This is a genomic window from Bradyrhizobium sp. C-145, from assembly GCF_023375135.1.
Taxonomy (GTDB): Bacteria; Pseudomonadota; Alphaproteobacteria; order Rhizobiales; family Xanthobacteraceae; genus Bradyrhizobium; species Bradyrhizobium zhanjiangense.
On record NZ_CP088150.1, the window covers coordinates 7,825,859 to 7,844,229 of the forward strand.

12 protein-coding genes and 2 pseudogenes are annotated in these 18,371 nt (G+C 59.8%); 6 read left to right on the forward strand and 8 right to left on the reverse strand.

Features of this window, described 5'->3' with window-relative positions:
* Window positions 1-6: 6 nt before the first annotated feature.
* Window positions 7-471 carry an MFS transporter gene (locus tag LRP30_RS45130; protein WP_256477642.1) on the reverse strand — a complete coding sequence of 155 codons (465 nt, stop codon included), beginning with the start codon at window positions 469-471 and terminating at the stop codon, window positions 7-9.
* A 400-nt stretch (window positions 472-871) separates the two neighbouring features.
* On the opposite strand from LRP30_RS45130, the gene LRP30_RS36790 reads away from it, so the two are divergent.
* From LRP30_RS36790 to LRP30_RS36805, 4 genes and pseudogenes are all read left to right on the forward strand, one after another.
* Window positions 872-1,894 (forward strand): Ku protein, encoded by a 1,023-nt coding sequence (locus LRP30_RS36790; RefSeq protein ID WP_249757968.1) that lies wholly within the window; start codon window positions 872-874, stop codon window positions 1,892-1,894.
* Between the two features lie 151 nt (window positions 1,895-2,045).
* Window positions 2,046-3,247: pseudogene (locus LRP30_RS36795) on the forward strand (DNA topoisomerase IB).
* A 72-nt stretch (window positions 3,248-3,319) separates the two neighbouring features.
* Window positions 3,320-3,898, forward strand: coding sequence for a DUF2939 domain-containing protein (locus LRP30_RS36800; RefSeq protein WP_249757969.1), 579 nt, complete (start codon window positions 3,320-3,322; stop codon window positions 3,896-3,898).
* Between the two features lie 2,057 nt (window positions 3,899-5,955).
* Complete coding sequence (locus LRP30_RS36805) at window positions 5,956-6,294, forward strand: H-NS histone family protein (protein WP_249757970.1); 339 nt, start codon at window positions 5,956-5,958, stop codon at window positions 6,292-6,294.
* A gap of 470 nt (window positions 6,295-6,764) precedes the next feature.
* On the opposite strand, the gene istB is transcribed toward LRP30_RS36805, so the two are convergent.
* From istB to LRP30_RS36825, 4 genes are all read right to left on the reverse strand, one after another.
* Window positions 6,765-7,607, reverse strand: coding sequence for an IS21-like element helper ATPase IstB (istB, locus tag LRP30_RS36810; RefSeq protein ID WP_249756397.1), 843 nt, complete (start codon window positions 7,605-7,607; stop codon window positions 6,765-6,767).
* Complete coding sequence (gene istA, locus LRP30_RS36815; RefSeq protein WP_249761693.1) at window positions 7,604-9,106, reverse strand: IS21 family transposase; 1,503 nt, start codon at window positions 9,104-9,106, stop codon at window positions 7,604-7,606. The genes istB and istA overlap by 4 nt, the downstream gene beginning before the upstream one ends.
* 178 nt (window positions 9,107-9,284) lie before the next feature.
* On the reverse strand, window positions 9,285-9,605 hold the full coding sequence (locus LRP30_RS36820) for a hypothetical protein (protein WP_249757971.1): 321 nt from the start codon (window positions 9,603-9,605) through the stop codon (window positions 9,285-9,287).
* A gap of 398 nt (window positions 9,606-10,003) precedes the next feature.
* A complete protein-coding gene (locus LRP30_RS36825) occupies window positions 10,004-10,204 on the reverse strand; it encodes a hypothetical protein (protein WP_091891403.1) in 201 nt (66 codons plus the stop codon).
* Between the two features lie 296 nt (window positions 10,205-10,500).
* Between LRP30_RS36825 and LRP30_RS36830 the strand changes: the two genes are divergently transcribed.
* Window positions 10,501-10,773, forward strand: coding sequence for a hypothetical protein (locus LRP30_RS36830; RefSeq protein WP_249761822.1), 273 nt, complete (start codon window positions 10,501-10,503; stop codon window positions 10,771-10,773).
* A 125-nt stretch (window positions 10,774-10,898) separates the two neighbouring features.
* On the opposite strand, the gene LRP30_RS36835 is transcribed toward LRP30_RS36830, so the two are convergent.
* Window positions 10,899-14,039, reverse strand: a complete 3,141-nt coding sequence (locus LRP30_RS36835) for an AAA family ATPase (protein WP_249756555.1) — start codon at window positions 14,037-14,039, stop codon at window positions 10,899-10,901.
* 1,330 nt (window positions 14,040-15,369) lie between these two features.
* Window positions 15,370-15,591, reverse strand: coding sequence for a hypothetical protein (locus tag LRP30_RS36840; protein ID WP_249756556.1), 222 nt, complete (start codon window positions 15,589-15,591; stop codon window positions 15,370-15,372).
* Window positions 15,592-16,937: 1,346 nt separating this feature from the next.
* Here LRP30_RS36840 and LRP30_RS36845 point away from each other — a divergent pair.
* Window positions 16,938-17,168, forward strand: coding sequence for a hypothetical protein (locus tag LRP30_RS36845; RefSeq protein ID WP_249757972.1), 231 nt, complete (start codon window positions 16,938-16,940; stop codon window positions 17,166-17,168).
* A 186-nt stretch (window positions 17,169-17,354) separates the two neighbouring features.
* Here the strand turns inward: LRP30_RS36845 and LRP30_RS36850 are convergent.
* A pseudogene (locus LRP30_RS36850) lies at window positions 17,355-17,966 on the reverse strand (Ku protein); the annotation flags it as partial.
* Window positions 17,967-18,371: the final 405 nt, after the last annotated feature.

Genomic DNA, 18,371 nt, shown 5'->3' on the forward strand with positions numbered 1-18,371 from the left:
CGGGGCTTACGAGTTGTCCGGCGACCAGTGTTCCCAGGACGAAAGCCGCGGAGCCAGCCCCCGTATCCACCCGTACTCGAATGGCCTTCCCGCGAACCGAGGCCTCGCTGTATTGACCGATAACGCATCAGCGATCGAGGTGGTGGGGGCGAGAGCGGCAGCCTGAACCAACGCGACAAGAAGCAAGAACCAGAATTTATCGGCCCAAAACAATGCGACGGCTGCTGCGGCCGCCACGGCAGCACAGCCCGCGAGCACGAGGCGCAATGACCCGAGCCGATCCGCCAGCATAGCAACTGACGGTCCGGAAACGAGCCGCATCAGGATTGCGGCAGCGAGGATCAGAGCGATCTGCTGAGTCGCCAGAGTTCGCGTTTCGAAAAATTTTGGCCAGAACGGAGATGCGGCGCCGAACGCCGAGTAGAGGGCGACGTACAGGACTATATAGGCGATTGGTGCGGGAATGCGCACAGGGGTCTTATCGGTGCTTTATAGCCTGCATGGCGTGCGAACGATGGAGCCAAGGCGCAAGTCAAATCAGAGAACTGGCTCCGAAAGCGAAGTTTGGCCGCACAGACCCGTCGGATCAAGTCGATCCGCACGTCCTGTTCGCGATCTGACGGCCTCCTTCTCTGTCGTGACAGCACTCCGGGCGGCTCCGAACGAGTATTGTAGGTAAGTCAACCCCTACTTCGCTCAGAACGAAAGGACCTCGCTTGAGACCCTGATCAGAGGGACTTCGAGCGATGCCATCCCGCCGGCACGCGGGACGATTCTCAAGCGCTTGAAACTCCCGTCCATTTCGGCCGTTAATTCCGCGGTCTTTGCCTACCAGCTTGGCGTTTATACCCCTGTTGCGTTGGAGTTTCCGGTGCCGGCCTCCCGCCCCTACTGGAAGGGCTATCTGAAGCTGTCCTTCGTCTCGTGTCCGATTGCGCTCTATCCCGCAATCTCGGCGGCCGAGCGTATCTCGTTTCGGCAGGTCAACCGCCGAACGGGCCATCGCCTCAAACACAGACTGACCGATTCAGTCACAGGCCAAACCGTTGATGCAACAGACAAGGCGCGGGGGTATGAGGTCGGTAAGAACGACTTTCTGCTGGTCGAGGACCGAGACCTTGAGCGGGCCAGACGCATGCGCTCGGGGCCTGGTGAGGAGGAGCTTACCGCGCCACCCCACGGTATAAGCCCGCCAACCGCTCCCGCCGACCTTGGCGACCAGGCCGACGAAGGCGCCTCCGACTATGAGGATGAAGACGAGGAGCAGGAGGAAACTATCCTTCGCCCGCGGCCGCAGAATACGCGCGCGATCCAGATCGAACGCTTCCTTCCCGCAGGGCAGATCGATGCGCAATATTTTGAGAAGCCGTACTACATCGTGCCGCGCGAGGAGATCAGTCAAGAATCGTTTGCGGTGTTTCGAGACGCAATGAGCCGGGAGGGCGTTGTCGGGCTTGCGCGCGTGGTGCTGTCCTCGCGCGAGCGGCCAGTTCTCCTCGAACCGGCAGGTCGCGGCCTTCTCGGCGTGACGCTGCGCTTCGCGCAGGACATCCGAAATGAGGCGGACTATTTCAGCGAAATTCCGGAAATGAAGCTGCCGTCCGAAATGATGAAGCTCGCGCAGCACATCATCCGGACGAGGTCGGCCGATTTCGATCCTGCTATGCTGGAGGATCACTACCGCAGAGCGCTCGTGCGCATCCTGCGCAGGAAGCAGGCGAAACGCCCAGTGCAGCGGCCATCGAGCAAGCCATCACGCGAGAACGTCGTCAACCTCATGGACGCGCTCCGCCGAAGCGTCGCCGCCGAGCGTCCCGCCCAGCCTGCGGGCCGGCGCGGCACGGGGAAACGGACCCCCGCAAAGCGCGGCGCGCGCCACCACAAAGCCGGATGACCCGACACACGCCGTTGCTTCATCCGCGCCGACCGTCGTCATTGCTAACATTAATTTCCTCTAAGCTTGCGATCAGGTCGACAGCTCAGGCCGTCATGCCTCCATCAAAACTTTATGGAACCGCCGTTCATCGCAAAAGTTCATTTAGCGCATGAAAGGAGTCAGTGTGTTGCTGGTCGAGCCACCTGATAGCGCGCAGGCGATCGTCGACCCGCGGGATGCCGCCGAATCTGCCGGCCTCAGATATTTCCGACGAACGACCGGGTATTCGTCGCAAGAAGGTGGGGACCGGCTTCAGCTACATTCGGCCCGATGCCTCAAGGCTCATCGACCCTGACGCGATGAAGCGGATCCGGGCACTGGCGATCCCGCCCGCCTGGACTGACGTGTGGATTTGCCCGTTTCCGAGTGGTCACATCCAAGCGACCGGTCGTGACGCAAAAGGACGCAAGCAATATCGCTACCATGCGCGCTTCCGTGAGGTGCGGGAGAGCACGAAATACGAGCATGTGGTTGCGTTTGCCGACGCGCTGTCTTCCATCCGACAAACCGTTCGCGAGCACATGGCATTGCGCGGCCTGCTGCGGGAAAAAGTTCTGGCAACGGTCTTGCATCTCCTGGAGACCACGCTGATCCGCGTAGGGAATGATGATTACGCCAGGCAGAACAACAGCTATGGCCTGACCACGCTGAAGAATCGGCACGTCGCGGTCGAGAAAAACGAGATGCGTTTCCGCTTCACAGGCAAGAGCGGCAAGCAGTGGTCGTTGCGTGTACGAGACCGCCGCGTCGCTAAGATCATCAGGGTCTGTCAGAAGTTACCCGGGCAGGAACTGCTTCAGTACCTCGACGAACAAGGCAATTGCCGGGATGTCACATCAACCGACGTCAATAAGTACCTCAATGAAATCACAGGGAAGGATATCACAGCCAAAGATCTCCGAACCTGGGCCGGGACCGTGCTGGCGGCCATGGCCCTGAATGAACTTCGGAGCTTTGACAGCGCCGCCGAGGCCAAGCGCAATCTTCGCAGTGCGATCGAAAAAGTCTCCGCACGGCTTGGCAACACGCCCACGATCTGCAGGAAGTGCTACATCCACCCCGAGGGTGCTGAACTGCTACTTGGACGGCAACCTCGTCTTCCAGGTCAAGTCACAAGCCGAGACCGAGCTTCGGAACGCGATGGAAAATCTAAAGCCCGAGGAAGCCGCCGTGCTCGCGTTGCTGCGCGGCCGGCTCGTCAAAGAGGCGGACAGCGCCGGTGCCCAAGGGTTTTCAGGCAAACGCCGAGCGCCCGCTCCTTGGCGAGTTTGTCCAACCTGTAAGGGCACAATTGACAGTCCTTTCGATTGACGTTGCTGCTACCGATGAACACGGGCTCGGTTAGCTTCAGGAACAAAGCCCGGCCGCCTCGATTGCCGCTCCATGAAGTGGCTCCTAGGCATCGTTGCGGTCCTCCTGCTCTGCCTTGTGGTGTATGCCGGATCGGCTTTCGTTTCCGCGTTGGATCTCGTTTCGGCCGTTCGGAGCGGAGACGCCTCTCAAGTCATGGCCCGAACGGATTTGCCGCGTGTCCGCCATTCCCTTGTCGATCAGGTTGTGTCCACCTACCTCGATCGACTTGCCCAAAAGCGGCCGGTGCGCCCATTCGAGCGAATGGCGATAAACGCGTTCGGTGCAACGATCGCCGATGACTTCGCGATCAAGCTCATGACGCCGGAAAATGTGTCCGCCCTTTTAAAGAGCGGCACTGTTCGCAACGGCGCAGAGAACATCACCTTCGGAACGATGTCGTCATTGGCCGAGCTCGACATCTCAAACATCTTCGTTTTCGCCGGACGGATCACCCTGGTGAAGCCTGTCGAGTTTGCGTTGCGGCTTGGCGACAGTCAGGACGCAGGTAGCGTCAGCATGCATCTCGACAGGACGACCTGGAAGCTCTCGGGGATTGGGCTGCCGCCGAAGGTTTTGGCAAATATGGTTGACCGGCTGCCGACGCGATGACCCCGCTGGCCCTCCCGCGCTCTCTGGCGTGACTGGTTGCACTTCGCTGGCACGGTCCTTGCCGATCCACCCCTACTTCCATCGGTCCTGGCAGGGAGCCGTTTCGCGATGAAACAGAAATTTCGAGTTCCAAAGCCGCGCAAGCCTACTCTGGCACACATGATCTCTGATCTGGTGAGATTGCTTAAAGCAATGAAAGATCTTGAGGGGCTGAGAGAGAAGGTCCGGCTAGCAGAAGCCGCTCGCGTATTGCACTAAGCCTCGGCGATACGAGCCGTTCGGTGGCCCAGGTAGGAACGCTGCAGCCTGGTACCGCATTCGCTTGTATGCAGCGGTTCTCTTTACCTTTGATAGTGGCGGCCGCATTCACCCCATCGGCGTCATCGCTGGCTATTGCATTAGGGCACTCATTTCCGCAAGGCATCGAGCAGCGGCCCGCCGCAGGCGCCGTGATTTCAAATGAGACGAGGTCCACTGTTCACCGTGGCCGGAAGTCGACGGAATCGGCTGTCAAGGAGGCAACACTTCTGCGACCTCACTCCTCCGGGTCAAACCCAGTTAAGGAAGTATTTTCGCCTCGGTTGAGCAGCCCAAGCCGTCATTCCAGCTCTTCCTTTTTCGCCAAGAGCCTCAGTGAGAGAATGTCATTGACTAGCGTGTGGAGTTGCGACAGCTCCTCCACAGACATGCTCTGCAACCGCTCCCGTTCCATGAATCCCCCGACCCACGGGCCATAGCTTGGAGTCACCAAACGGGGCCGGCAACGAGACGTCGGTTGAGGAGGCAAGGTTATCTACTTACAGCTTTGGCTTGGTTTCTGCGAAGCTGACCGAGCCACGCTTCCCGCACGCGCGCGATCGAGCGCAGATGCGTTTCAACGCATCCTAGCAAGCAGCATTCGAAACGGATGTGAAGCTGAACCGAAAGTAACTCCGGTCAGCTCGTCGACGTTAATCCAATTGACGCTGTTAAACGCTAAATTTGATTATGGACGATAATCATGATGACTCCACTTCAAGATTGAAAAATATCTTTGGGGAAAACATGGGAGGCCGGAATGGAAGTTGCCCGCCGCTTTCGACGCAATGAGGTTGCTTTGCCGATAGACTGCCGCGCGCCAACCTGAGAGAAGCTGGAAACTGCTCGCTGAGGCAGAGTACTGGGAGCATCTGGCGGCTGCGGTTTTGGCTCACGAGCTTCGGCCGAGCGATCTCTCGTCTTTTCTCTTTTCATCGACTTCCATATTTTGAGGCGGGTCATGTCCAGTATGCGTCAGAATTATACTTGTGCTGTTCTGAATGAACGACGCCAAGCGCTTGTGGCGGAGCTGAGAGAAGTGGAGAAGCTTCGAAGTAAGCTCCGACGCGTAGAAGCGAGAACAATCGGCAGAAGAAAGCGTGTTAAACCGGGCGGCAGAGCAAGTGCCGTGAACTAACTCGACGGCGAAATGGGCCGTCTATTCAGGACGGAGTCGCACCGATTTCCGTTCGACGTTGCACCTTGAAAAGCAGGCAACGAGCCGATCGCCTTCCCAAAGCTCCACGTCGTGCTCGCCATACATTTGCTCGGCTCGACGCCTCGCCGCCTGCTCGTTAATGCAGTCAAGCTTTGCGGCGCAGATCACTCGCCGGCTGCTGTCCACCACGAACACCTTATACCGCATGATGGCCGTCCCAACCAAAAGAGGGGATCGTCATCGTAATCGAATGTCCGTCTCAGGCAGTGCCAAACCAGGTCTAGACGCGCGGAACCTTTGTACGTGTGGCAATTCGGCTATACCAGCTTAGAGCTCATCGATCGCGCGGTGAGCGCGTCAGATACACTGCCCAGTGTAGCGCGATTCAGTGACGATTGTGATGTCATGATACCGGTCAGCGGGGTTGCCTCCTCGCACAAATTAAATGCTCCGCCATGGTATTACCCCCGTCATGCCTTTCTCCCTGCCACCTCCGCATTTAAATGTGGATTGTAGGACAAATATCTATCTGGCGGCTTGTCTTCTCCTTCATTCCCGACTCGTCTGCCTGGGCCTCCTCCCGAGAATTCGGATCGGATCCATGAACACCGAGCACTTCAATTCGCTCTCCCTTGACGAGCTCTGGATACTTCACCAACAGGTCACCGCCAGCCTCACTCAGAGAATGTTAGTGCAAAAAGCACAATTGGAAAAACGGCTCCACAAGATCGGACTGGCCGACGAGGCCACACGGTTCGATCGTAAGCGTCGCCCATACCCGCCCGTCCGTCCCAAATATCGCAATCCGAAGAACCCGGCGGAGACATGGTCGGGTCGCGGCAGGCTGCCTCGGTGGCTGCGGCCGCAGCTTCGAGGCGGCCGGAAGTTGGACGATTTCCTAATCGACCAGTTTTCGATTCAAAAGCGGCAGACAAATTGAGCGCCGCGGCCGCGATCGCGTTGGGAAGAAGCCCAACGCCCAGCAAGGCCGCAGGCCGCGAATGTCCTCACTGCGTCTCGCATTGAGCCGAATGAAATGGGCAGCGGTCTCGCGAAATAGTTCGTCCTCTGTGCCTAATGTTGGAGCGTGCCGCCCACCGCCGATGCGGCACATGGAATGAGAATGGGAATGCCGGCCCCGGATGCTCACCCCATCCTGCGGCTGGGGCCGTTTTGAACTTTCTCAGCATCGTTCAATCCGGGCCACGACCATGCTTAGAGGCATTGCTGATGCTGACGGTATGCTTGTGTTCAAACCGAACACGGTGCGCCTTTCGACTGTTTCCCGTCTATAGCGCGACAATCAGGATGAGAGCGGCGCGTCAATCAAGATGAGACGAGGCGGCCGAGTCAGGAGATAATTGACGCTGGCCGCCGGCTTGGCAAGCGTTGATTGACGCTGCGCGACAATCAAGCGGCGCTGCCAGCGTCAATCGCAGTCTTGTCGAGTTCGTTGGGGGTAGTGTGAACAGGCGGCCGGCCTGGACCGCGCTTGCGATCGAGGGCAACTTTTCGACGGTAACTTTCGACGTTCATCTCGAGGATCGTGGCGTGGTGGACCAAACGATCGATGGCAGCCAACGTCATTGCTTGGTCCGGGAAGATACGCCCCCATTCGCCAAATGGCTGATTGGCCGTGATCAGCAGCGAGCGTCGTTCGTAGCGGGCGGCGATCAACTCGAACAGCACACTGGTTTCCGCCTGATCCTTGCTCACATATGTGATGTCGTCGAGGATCAGGAGGTCATAGCGATCGAGTTTGCCGATCGCGGACTCCAGCGCCAGCTCGCGCCGCGCGACCTGCAGCCGTTGCACCAGATCAGTGGTGCGCGCGAAGAGAACGCGCCAACCGTTCTCGACGAGAGCCAGGCCGATCGCCGCGCCGAGATGGGTCTTGCCGCCGCCCGGTGGACCGAACAAGAGCAAATTGGCGCCGGCCTTCAACCAGGCGTCGCCGGCAGCGAGCGCCATCGCCTGTGCCTTTGATAGCATCGGCACGCTCTCGAAGTCGAAGGTGGCGAGCGTCTTGCCGGCGGGCAAACGCGCTTCCACCATGTGTCGCTCGATCCGACGGCGGGTACGATCGGATGCCTCGTGCTCGGCAAGGGCGGCGAGGAAGCGGGCGGCAGGCCACCCTTCCTTGTCCGACTGTGCGGCGAGCTTCGGCCAGATCGCCTTGACGCCCGGCAGGCGGAGCTCATTGAGAAGCAACTCGACACGAGCAGCATCGACGGAGGTGGCGATGCTGGTCATGCTGCCTCTCCCAGATTCGAGCGGCCCGACATGACGCTGACGGAGGCGAGTTCATCGTAGACGTCGAGCGGCGCCAGCTTGACGGCGACGCGCGGGATCGAGGCCGCCTCGGGTCGGAAGCGGTCGCGCAGCGCGGCAAGATCGGGTAACTGTCCGGCGTCCAGATCCATCGCGATCGCCTTGGCGAGCTCGGCTTCGCAGGCTCGCTCGTGGGCCAGCGCTAGAAGTTCGACCGTCACCTTGCAGGCGCGCCGATCGTCACCGTGCTCCCGCAAGGTCTCGAACAGGCGTCTGTAAGCGGCGCGCGGGAAGAGCTGGTCGCGATAGACGAGGTTGAGGAGCGCCATCGGCTTGCGCCGCAGGGCATGGATGACGTGCCGATAATCGACGACATGCCCGCCCTGGCTCTCCGACACAGGCCGACCGCGCCGCAACGTCACAACCGGCGTGACGCCGAGGAAGCATTCGAGCCGGTCGTCGAAGATGCGCACACGCAGGCGATGGCCAATCAGCCTTGAAGGAACGGTGTAGAACACGCGCCGCAGGATGAAGCCGCCTGACGACGTCACCGGGATCACTTTCTCGTCGAAGTCGGTCGTGCGGCCTTTCGGCAGCGGCGCCAATGCCTCCTTCTCGAGCGCGATCGGCTTGGCGAGATTGGCGTTGCGCCGGCCGACAATCTCGTCGACAAAAGCCCGGTAGGCATCGAGACTGGCGAAGTCGCGCGTCCCCCGCAGCAACAGCGCATCTTCCAGTGCGCGCTTGAGATGGCCGTGCGCACTCTCGATCGAGCCGTTCTCGTGTGCAATGCCCGCATTGTTGCGTGTTGGTGCCATGCCATAGTGGCCCATCAGCGCAGCGTAGCGCTGTGTCAGATCCTCACGCGCGTCAGCCGCCAGATTGCGGAACGCCGCCGATAGGCTGTCGCTGCGATGCTCCCGTGGAACGCCGCCAAGCGCCCACAGGGCGTTCTGCAAGCCCTCCGCCAGGGCGACGAAGCTTTCGCCCCCGAGCACGACATGGGCATGCTCGAAGCCGGAGAACGCCAACCGGAAGTGATAGAGCCGGTGATCGAGTGGCTCACCTACGATGGTAATGCCGAGCGCGCTCACGTCGGTGAAGTCGGACAGACCCAGCCGCCCGGGCTCGTGCTCTTGGCGGAAGATCACGTCCTGTTCGGGGCCGTTGAGCGCCCGCCACGCATTGATGCGCCGCTCCAGCGTGCGTCGGATGTTGGGGTTGAGGTCGCGATGCCGCCGGCGCAGTTCGTCCAGCACACCGATCACGCGGATGCCGGGAGCAGCCTTCAGGATCGGAACGATCTCGGCGTCCCAATAGGGCGCGAGTGGATCGGATCGTCGCCGGCCCCTCGGCGCCTTCTTCTGCGATGGCGGGCGCGCATCGCCCTCAATCCGATACGCACTCGCTTTCGAGAACCCCGCCTTGGCCGCGGCCGCTTCGGGGGACAATGTCAGTCGGTAGGTCATGTACAGCCTCATCTGGTGGTCGGTGATGTGAAGGCCAGGCAAGGCATCGATTCCCTCTTGTCGAGACGAATCAAAAGCTTGCACCAGCCCCGCCCAGCCGCCAGACGGGTCCAAAAACGCGCCACGCCGATGGGGACGGTCCTCCGGTCGGGCTACGCCCTCCCTTCGGTCCGTCCCCATCGGCGCAGTCTCACCTTGATTGTCGCTGGAGTCTCACCCTGATCGCCGCCGCGCACCCGTCATCTGCAATCCCCAAGTTCAAATCAGTTTCTCCAAATAAATGCGCCGCCTCCCTACGCGTTTCTGCAATAAGCAAATCGATCTTCGTCGACTGAGCTAGAAGGGTCGTCCTGGTCGTTTCATTCAGTTTTGTCTGCCCCACGATCAATCGGATGCAGCCATTCGCGAGTTCAAGAATGAAGATGGCCTGACGGATGTCATCTGTTGTTTGAATTTCTAGAGATTGAACTTGCGACAATAGAGCGGCGACATTCGCCACAATCTCAGGCAATCTCTGGCACGAGGGACTTGTCTCAGATTTCGGTTTGTAGGGCTGCCGAAATTTTAGCGCTGACGACATCGTCGCAACTCTCTATTCGCGAGTCGGCGTTGCTTTGCCGGAACGCAATCAAAAAAAGAGATGATGAAAAATACAGCTTTACGCGAGTACAACAGGACAGGCCAACTCGGACTAGGCTTGCCATAATAGCGATGGCCACGCTGGCCATCTGTAGAATGTCCGTGTTCAGAATTATGCCAAAGCGATTGACAAACGGTTATGAGGTTGCGAGCAGCCGGTATTGTAGTATGCAAGTTGCGTCGAGAACGCTATCGAAATTCGGCGAACAATGGCTTGCGCAATACGCCGGGCATCGGCTGCAACTTGGCCAAGTAGCGGTCGACGTCGAACTAAATCATCCCCTTCTTCGTGGCCCGCAAGCTACGAACGTAATACCCTTGTCGCTGAACCGTTGACCTAATCTCGTCGCTTACTTTGAGAATTCTTTTTCTGCTCTTGCGCCACTTATTTGCAGAGTAAGCCCCGGGTATCGCGGAGCCTGTGCTTAGAACGAGCAAGTCACGCTTCCCATTGCGATAGACATCAAACATTTTTCGCCCCCTGCTAATGCCTGTCGAAGTAAACACGAAATATGTTTCGATCATTCTGATCGAGCAGCTTACTACCTCGAACGCCTGTGCGGGTTGCAAATGTGCAACGCTCCGCAACTTCAGCTTCACGACGTGCCAAGCCTGCGAACACGGGAAGCTCATGAAATCGGGACAATAGCTGTCCACAGACCTTCACTGGACAAGATTGAGCCTACACATTTCGAATCCCTGCTCTGTGCTATGCGCCGGAACGGCGGGCTTGGATGGCGATTCCTTCCGCGTCGATGGAGTTCGTGATGTTGATGTTCCGGGAGCGACGCCCCGCTTATCGCACGATCGAAGGCTGGGCTCGGTCGGTGTTGTTGGAAGCTGGCGCCATTCGTGAATGCGAGGAGCATGGTTGGATGCAGGACCGCACGGATCCTCATGCCCGCGATCGCGCGATCGAGATCGCCCGAGAGACGCCGCCGTACGGGGTCTCGCCAGAGGCGGCTGCCGTCGCCGTAGCGGAAGTCCTGGACGGGATCGGCGACACTTGTCCCGAGTGCCGGCCCGAAGACAGGCACTGACGACGGTCTCTTTGGTTCGGATTCTGCCTGAACGCAGGTCTGGCTGCGCCCCGCTGAAATGACATTATCGCAAGATTGGCCCGACGTGCTAGACGAAGTCCGTCCGTCTTGCCTTCAGAAACTGTCTACGCCCAGAGATCTTCCAGCAGTGCTTTGCTTTCCTTCAAGTCGCGAACGTCGAAGCCTTCGTTGAACCAACCGTAGATCGGCGCGAGAAGACCGCGTGCTTCGTCAACCTTATCCTGATCACGCCAGAGCCGGGCGAGACTGACGGCAGAGCGAAGTTCCCAGAGTTTCGCTTCCTGCTGGCGAGCAATCGCAATGGCGTGGCGAAACTCGGTCTCCGCCTCGGCCTCGGCGCCCGGCCGAGCCGCCAGCATCAACTCGCCTCGTCGGCGGTGCAGTTCGGCCTCGAACCATCGCACCCCCAATTTCTCGGTGAGTGCCAAGGCGTCGGATAGTTGACCGAGGCCGGTTTCAAATCGCGCAGCCTTTGCCCCGGCTGCCGCGAGCTGCGCGAGGTAGAATGGAAGAGTCCACACTGCGCCGGAGGCCTGGAATCCCTCGATACCGCGCCGCAGTAAGTCCACCCCGGCTTCTGCGTCGCCGGCCTCGGCCAGCGTCCAGCCGCGATATGCCGTCCCCATCGCGAGAAAGAAGGCAAAGCTCTGCTCGGTGGTGAGCGCAACTAGCTCCTCCGCCCGTCGCCCAACCATATCCGCATCATCGAGCACGAAATGCAATCGGCAGGCAACGCTCAGCGCGAATGCGAGGCTGATCGGGTGGGACGACTCGCGCGCCTCTGCCAGGGCGTCACTGCTCTGCACGCGCGCCTGATCGGCGAAGCCAAGTAGGCCACACGTCAGCGACAGGAACGAAAGCATCGCTACGCGGGCGTTTTCTGCGAACAGAGCCGTCAGAAAGCGCTGCTGCTCCGGATCGTAGAGGGCGAGCCCCCGCTCAAGATGGGTACGCGCCAAGGCCAATTGTCCGCGATGAAGCCAGCTGTCGCCGACTGCCCGATGACCGGCGACAAGAATGGCCGCGTCGTTTTGTCGTCCTGCCAAATCGAGCAGGTCCTCGGCGATGCGATGCGATCGGCCCGTTTCACCGCGCACGTGATAATGCACGAACTCGCCCCAGAGCGCCTTGAGCAGGTTCGGCGTGTCGTTCAGTGACTCGCAGAGGCAGCGCGCCCGGGCGTAGGCCCTGCCGGTCTCTTCGGCCGCATGGCCCTTTGCGGCGATCAATGCGCCGCCGAGCGCGAGTTGAAGGTCCGTTTCGGTACCCTGGCGCCCGGGGGTGTCCGGCAGATGGGATAGCAGATCGAGCGCCTTTCGCATCTGCACGATTGCTTCCGTCATTGCCGATCGAGCCTTGGAACGCTCACCAGCCTTCTGCCAATAGGAAACCGCCTTTTCGATCAGACCCGCATGCCCGCAATGGTGGGCGAGAATCTCCGGTTGCTCTTGGATGCCCCGAGCGAGCCTCTCCTCAAGCGTGCCAGCGATCCGCGCGTGCAACTCGCGGCGTTGGCCGCGCAACAGTGTGCCGTATGCCGCGTCTTGGACCAGTGCGTGTTTGAACAAGAAATTGGCGTCGGGCGGTTCGCCACGCCCAAACATGAGCCCGGCGTTGATCAGCCGATCGATCGCCGCTTGCAGCTCGTTGTCACACCGCTGTACGATCGCGGCAAGCAGATCGTAGGAGAACTCGCGGCCAATGGCCGCGCCGACTTGGGCCACCTCCTTAGCTATCGGACCGATTCGGTCGAGCCGCGCCATCAACGAAGCATGCAATGTGGCCGGCACAGCAAGTCCGGGCAGGGGCGCGAAAGAGATGGCTCGCGCGGCCCCCTCGGGGCTCGTTTCGAGCACCGCTTTGGTCAACTCCTCGACGAACAGCGGCACGCCATCCGTTCGTTCAGCAATTTCATTGACGATTTCGGTCGGCAGCGTCCGGGTGCCAGCCACGCTCCGGATCAGCGCAGCGCCCGCGTTCTGGTCAAGCCGGTTCAGCACGAGCAAGCTGACGTGCGGTTTTCCGGTCCATACCAACTGGAACTCGGGGCGGCAGGTGATCAGGACCAAAACCGGTATGCTCGCTACTCGATCGACCGTCCGGTCCAGCAGCTCGCGCGAGCTCGGATCGATCCATTGCATGTCCTCGAACACGACCATGATTGGATGTCTTTGCGCGAGAGTTTCAAGCTGGCGAGCCAGAGCGGCGAAGCTTCTCTCCTTCTTTTGTTGCGGCGTAACGGTAACGGGCAGGTACAGATCACCCTTCGGGATCGACAGCAGCTCGGCCAGGATCGCCACGTCCTCGTCGGATGGCAATGCGGGGGATAGCAGCACTCGGAGTTTGTCGAGCTTCGCCCTCGGTGTGTCCTCACGATCGAAACCAGCCGCTCGCTGGAGTTGTGCGGTGAAGGGATAGAGTGCGCTTTCCTGATGACGTGGCGAGCAGAAATAGCGCAAGCAGGTGTGCGGCTCGCGCTTGATACGCTCCTGGAGAGCCGCCACGAGGCGCGACTTGCCGATCCCCGCCTCGCCGACTAGCAATATTACTTGACCGGTACCCGCCCCTGCACGGCGCCAGCTCCGTTCCAGCCGCGCGAGTTCTTCCTCACGCCCAACCAGCGGGGCGAGAACTGAAGGGTGCAACGCCTCGAAGCGGCCTTCCGCTGTTCCCTCATGCAGCACCCGCCAGGCTTGCACCGGCGCGGCGAAGCCCTTCAGCGTGACCGCGCCGAGATCCTCGTAGTCGAAGAGCCCGCCGATGAGCCGCCGCGTGTCCTCAGCGATTACCACTCCATCCGGCTCGGCGAGGGCCTGGAGTCGAGCGGCCAGATTCGGCGTCTCGCCAAGGACCGCCTGTGCCTCCGCCGCTTCGCTGCCGATAAGGTCACCTACGATGACGAGACCAGTCGCGAGCCCAAGGCGAACCCGCAGCTCGAACCCGGGTGGGGCTCCCGACGCGTGCCTGGGCGCGGCGATCTCAAGCGCAGCGCGCACTGCGCGTTCGGCATCGTCCTCATGCGCTGAAGGATGGCCGAACAGGATGAGCATGCCATCGCCGATGTAGCGGCTGATGGTGCCACCGTATTTGCGGACGACTGCCGCTACGCTATCGCGGTACTCGGCGATTATGTCTCGTAGATCTTCTGGATCGAGCTTTGTCGCAAGTCCCGTCGAGTCGACGAGGTCGCAAAACATCACTGTCAGCTGGCGACGCTCGGCGGAAGAACTTGGTGCGGGTGACAAGCTCGAGCGCTCCGCGACCCGTGCCACGATGGACGTCGATGCGCCCGCCCCTGCTGCTACTCGCAGCGTGAGTGCTGCGCCACAGTCGCCACAGAAGTTCTTGCCTGGCGGATTGTCGGCCCCGCACGCCGAGCAGCGAAGGAATAGCGGCGCGCCGCAGTCGCCGCAGACCTTCTTTCCCTCTGGGTTGACTCTGCCGCAACTCGGGCAATCCATGCCGCACCCGATCGAATTGCTGACCTACATGAGTGCACGTCGGTCTAGGGACGAATCTTCAGAGCGCGCTCTCTGAAGATTCTCTCGTCAGCTGCCTACCAAGCGCCAAGGATGATCAAGCTCACGATGGTCAGGAAGTAGATACAGGCGATATTCGCAGGGAAAATGAGCCAGCCGGGTGTCATCGTTGCCTCCCGAGCGGTTGTCTCTACAAGCTTAAGCCGGCAGGCTCGACAAGAATTATGAAGTGGCTAACACTCTGCAGCTCAAGCCTATTTTCAATCTAAGAAAGTTGAACATAGCCTGTCGCGACCCAAACGCGAAATGGGTGACGATCAGCAAATGCCTGCACCTGTAGGCAGTCCACTAACTACCGCCTGCCGAGTCGATGAAAGGTCCTCTCGCGCGTCGCCAACCGACTACGAACAAAATCCAACTGCAGCGCGGAACGACTTACTACTAGCTGCAATGCAGACCGAGATGTCGCGCTGAGGCCGTCGCTCCACGTCTTGGCCGCCAGCCAGTCGCGCATCGGTTGGAAGAGCGCTCAAAGCGCGGGCACAAGGCTGAGCGTGCCGGGCGTCGCCTCACCCCAATCTGTTAGCCACCAGACCGCATCAGAAACGGATCCATTGACAGAGCTAATCGGTCCGCAACTTGCGTGGCGGCCGGCGTGGACTGCTGGTCGGTAGGCAGCGAGCCGAGAGAATTGACGGCCAGCCCGGTCCCAACGGCAAGAACAGCTATCACAATCGCAGAGAAATATTCGATCCTCATGGCGATGATCCTCCATCGCTATGACAAGACAATTGTGTTCGCTGAAAATTAGTTCCGTTGGCAGGTCGATGGTTGCGGGAAACGGCGACAAGCTTGGCCGGACTTGAGGGGTGCTCAGGCCGAAGGGCCATACGCGGGTCTCTCAGAACATTCCGATCGAGGCGAAAAGCGCAATCTCGATTAGGACAGTGAGGCCCATGATGGCGACTGTAAGAATTGCTTCGCACGGCGGTAAAGAGGTCATGGCGTGACTCGCATATTGCGAAGCCCCGAAGCCCACTAGCCAACCTCCTGATGGCGGAAATGTTTCGGGTTCGAAGGGCGTTAAGCACAATGCCTAACGCATTTCGAGTTCCTTGATCGCCAAAGCCGCAATTTCTGCCGGGGCGAGAGCCTCCGTTTGGGCGATCCTGATGATCTTGCTTGCGACCTTTTCCGTGAGCGGATCGTCGCGATCCTTAACGCAAAGCGTATGGAGCGCCTGCTCGTAAGCTGCCGTGATGCGGCTGACCATTTCGGGCTTCAAGTCGGCGGTTTGTAATCGCAGGTAGGTAGACATTTCTTGCCTCCTAAGCCCACGCGGGAGAGCATGATAGCACGAGGAACCGATTGGCTATCGGAGAACTTCGGACGCTTGGAGCAGCGGTATTAGTGCAAAGCCGGGATCAAGGTAGCATGTCGCGCGTTACGCGGCGGCAGGATACCCGTGCATGGCAAGGAGGCTGTGCACATCAAGCCAACGGTGGCAGCCATGGCGGACATCCCTCCGACCGCGTCCGTGGTCCATCCCCCCAGTTTAGATCATCCGGAGCATCGCCGGGCGATCTGCAACGAGACTGGTGAGCAACTTCGCGGCACCCTCACGGACGATCTCACCCCACTACCATTGCAACCCACTACCATTGCAACTGCAAAATATGGTGGAGCGGCTGACCGAATTGGACGGCAGTGCACCGTCGGCCGCGCATCGCCAGGACGATACGTCACCCCGACCACACTGGAATTTTGTGTCGGCGCTTTGGCAGGTCTTACGACGCGGCCTTTAGGGCGTGACCGCCCTCTTTGAGGATATTTCACCCGCACGTTTTCCGACTTTGCTCGCGCGGGACGCCGCTGACGCCCTCGAAAAATAAGCAAGAGGGAAGACCAAGACTAGCCGCCTCCGGTGGCATTTTCCTTGTAACTGAGCGCTCTAGCTCAGTATGCCCATTCGGGGCTAGAACGCCCCGCGAGGTCCGCGTCGCCCTCCTTACCGGACGTGTTCGCCCAGGCCAACTCGCGCCATCGCGGCGAACTACTCAATCACCGCCAAATGAAGCTTACAATTGAGATACTAAAAGTGTAACGCAGGCGATCAGCGTCGCCGTGCTAAGGGTCACGACGACGAGAGCTTGTTCGCTGCGAGCTTGCAGATTGTCATCGTCCATTGATCCCAACGCCAAGAACACGCATCGGTTTCCATCTATAGGGAAAGACCGCCTTACTGTTTCGGCTCTCGAACTCAGAAATGTCAACCGACCGTCCATTGAGGGGCATGAGCGCCGGCTGGGACTGACTGCGCTGGACGCGCCGAATAGGCCCCCTCCGTTGCGCCTGCTTGAGGTTTCGTGCGGGTCTCAAGGGTTGTGCGGAACTACCTGCTGTTCCACAGCGGCATCAGCGAGAACGATAACAGGCGCTTCGCCCTCTATAGCTACGTCGCCGGTCTGCGTGGTGCTGGCGAGAATGATTTTGATCTTTTGCAAATAGCGGCAGTCGCTTACTTGAAAAAACTAGACGAATTGCACGACGACCGGTGCGCGAGAGTCGCCGCAGACTAAATTCTGGCGGACTGTTTAGAATCACGCAGTCCACAGCCCGGCACTCAGCTTTAGGCGATAACAACAGAGCGAAGGAGCGAGCGGCATGGCAGACGACATCGCTAATGCAAACGGTTCCGTACGTGACCCACAAAGGCGCGTCGCCGCAGCGACAGCAATCGGGATGAATGCTTTGAATCCAATTATACACTTTCAAGTCTCGTTGCTGAGGATGTGGGCCGATAGTATTGAGAGGTTCGCGGGCAATTACGAAAAAGGACTGGAAGAAACCGCAATCGGCACAAAGGAACAGTCGGACAAGGAACGCGCCGCGTGAAATTAACGGGTATGGCCAGGTGAAGTCCGTTCCGGTCATAAGCAGTCTTCGATCCACACCCTACGAATTGTCGGCATCCGGGGCCTAAAGCAGACATGGGCCGGCCGTGCGCATGTCGCCTCGATCGTAGTATCCGGCGCCGTTGCCGCACGACGTTTTATCGATCGCGGCGATTCACTGGGTGCTTCACGCCGACTTCCGGCGCGTTCCTGCCGCGGGCTTCTTGCCTGCTGCCCCTTTTCGCCGGCTTCTTCCCGGAAATCGGCATCAGCATCTCCTTTTGGCCGGCCGCGGCCTTCCGCGCCTTTTTTGCAGGCTTGGCCGCCGGGGCAGCCTCCTTACCGACGCTTCGCCGCAGCGTTTCCATCAAGTCGACGACGTTCTCTCCCTTCGGCCGATCCTTCGGGCGGATGGTCTTGCCGGCACGCATTTGATTGATGAGGTCAATTAGCGCGCTCTCGTAGTGGTCCTCGAACTTCTCGGGATCGAACCGCCCCGCCCTCTGGTTCACGATGTGCCTGGCCAGGTCCAGCATGTCCTTGGTGACCTTCACGTCTTGGATCTCGTCGAAATATTCCTGCTCGCTACGCACCTCATAAGGGTATCGCAGCAGCGTGCCGACGAGACCTTTGTCCAGGGGCTCAAGCGCGATGATGTGCTCGCGATTGGTCAGCACGACCCGCCCGATCGCGACCTTGTCCATCTCACGGATGGTTTCCCGGATCACCGCGAGGCGTCGTGGCCCACCTTCCCGTCCGGCCGCAGATAGCATGGCCTGATCAGGTACCGAGGGTCGATATACGTACTTCAATTCAGCAGGGCCAACGGGAGCGACTGCTACAAGTGATTATCGCCCTCAGGTAGCTGCGCGCTGGCTAGCCAGCGCTTTCCTTCGTGCGGGTGTTCTTCTGGACGAGGACACGTTGCTGTACGGACTAGGCGGTTGGACCTTTGCTCAGTTCGAGGCTCGCAACCTGACGGACAATGGCTTCTACCAGCCGAACGAAACGTTCTGGGCGAATGGCCCAACGGGAGGCGTGGGGCTGGAACGAAGACTCGCCTCCAACTGGCGGATACGAGCCGAGTATCGCTACATCAAGTTCGACACCGCTCGGACGCAAGATCAGTTTGCACCTCTGGCGCAAATAGTCAGGCCTATTCGCGCTCGAAGCAGTAGAGCAATCCATGCAGTCCGGCAGGATC

Coding starts and splice junctions, on each gene's coding strand:
- LRP30_RS36845 (WP_249757972.1), top strand. CDS start 16,938: ATGGCAGACGACATCGCTAATGCAAACGGTTCCGTACGTGACCCACAA.
- istB (WP_249756397.1), bottom strand. CDS start 7,607: ATGACCAGCATCGCCACCTCCGTCGATGCTGCTCGTGTCGAGTTGCTT.
- LRP30_RS36805 (WP_249757970.1), top strand. CDS start 5,956: ATGAACACCGAGCACTTCAATTCGCTCTCCCTTGACGAGCTCTGGATA.
- LRP30_RS36800 (WP_249757969.1), top strand. CDS start 3,320: ATGAAGTGGCTCCTAGGCATCGTTGCGGTCCTCCTGCTCTGCCTTGTG.
- LRP30_RS36825 (WP_091891403.1), bottom strand. CDS start 10,204: ATGTTTGATGTCTATCGCAATGGGAAGCGTGACTTGCTCGTTCTAAGC.
- istA (WP_249761693.1), bottom strand. CDS start 9,106: ATGAGGCTGTACATGACCTACCGACTGACATTGTCCCCCGAAGCGGCC.
- LRP30_RS36830 (WP_249761822.1), top strand. CDS start 10,501: ATGTTGATGTTCCGGGAGCGACGCCCCGCTTATCGCACGATCGAAGGC.
- LRP30_RS36840 (WP_249756556.1), bottom strand. CDS start 15,591: ATGTCTACCTACCTGCGATTACAAACCGCCGACTTGAAGCCCGAAATG.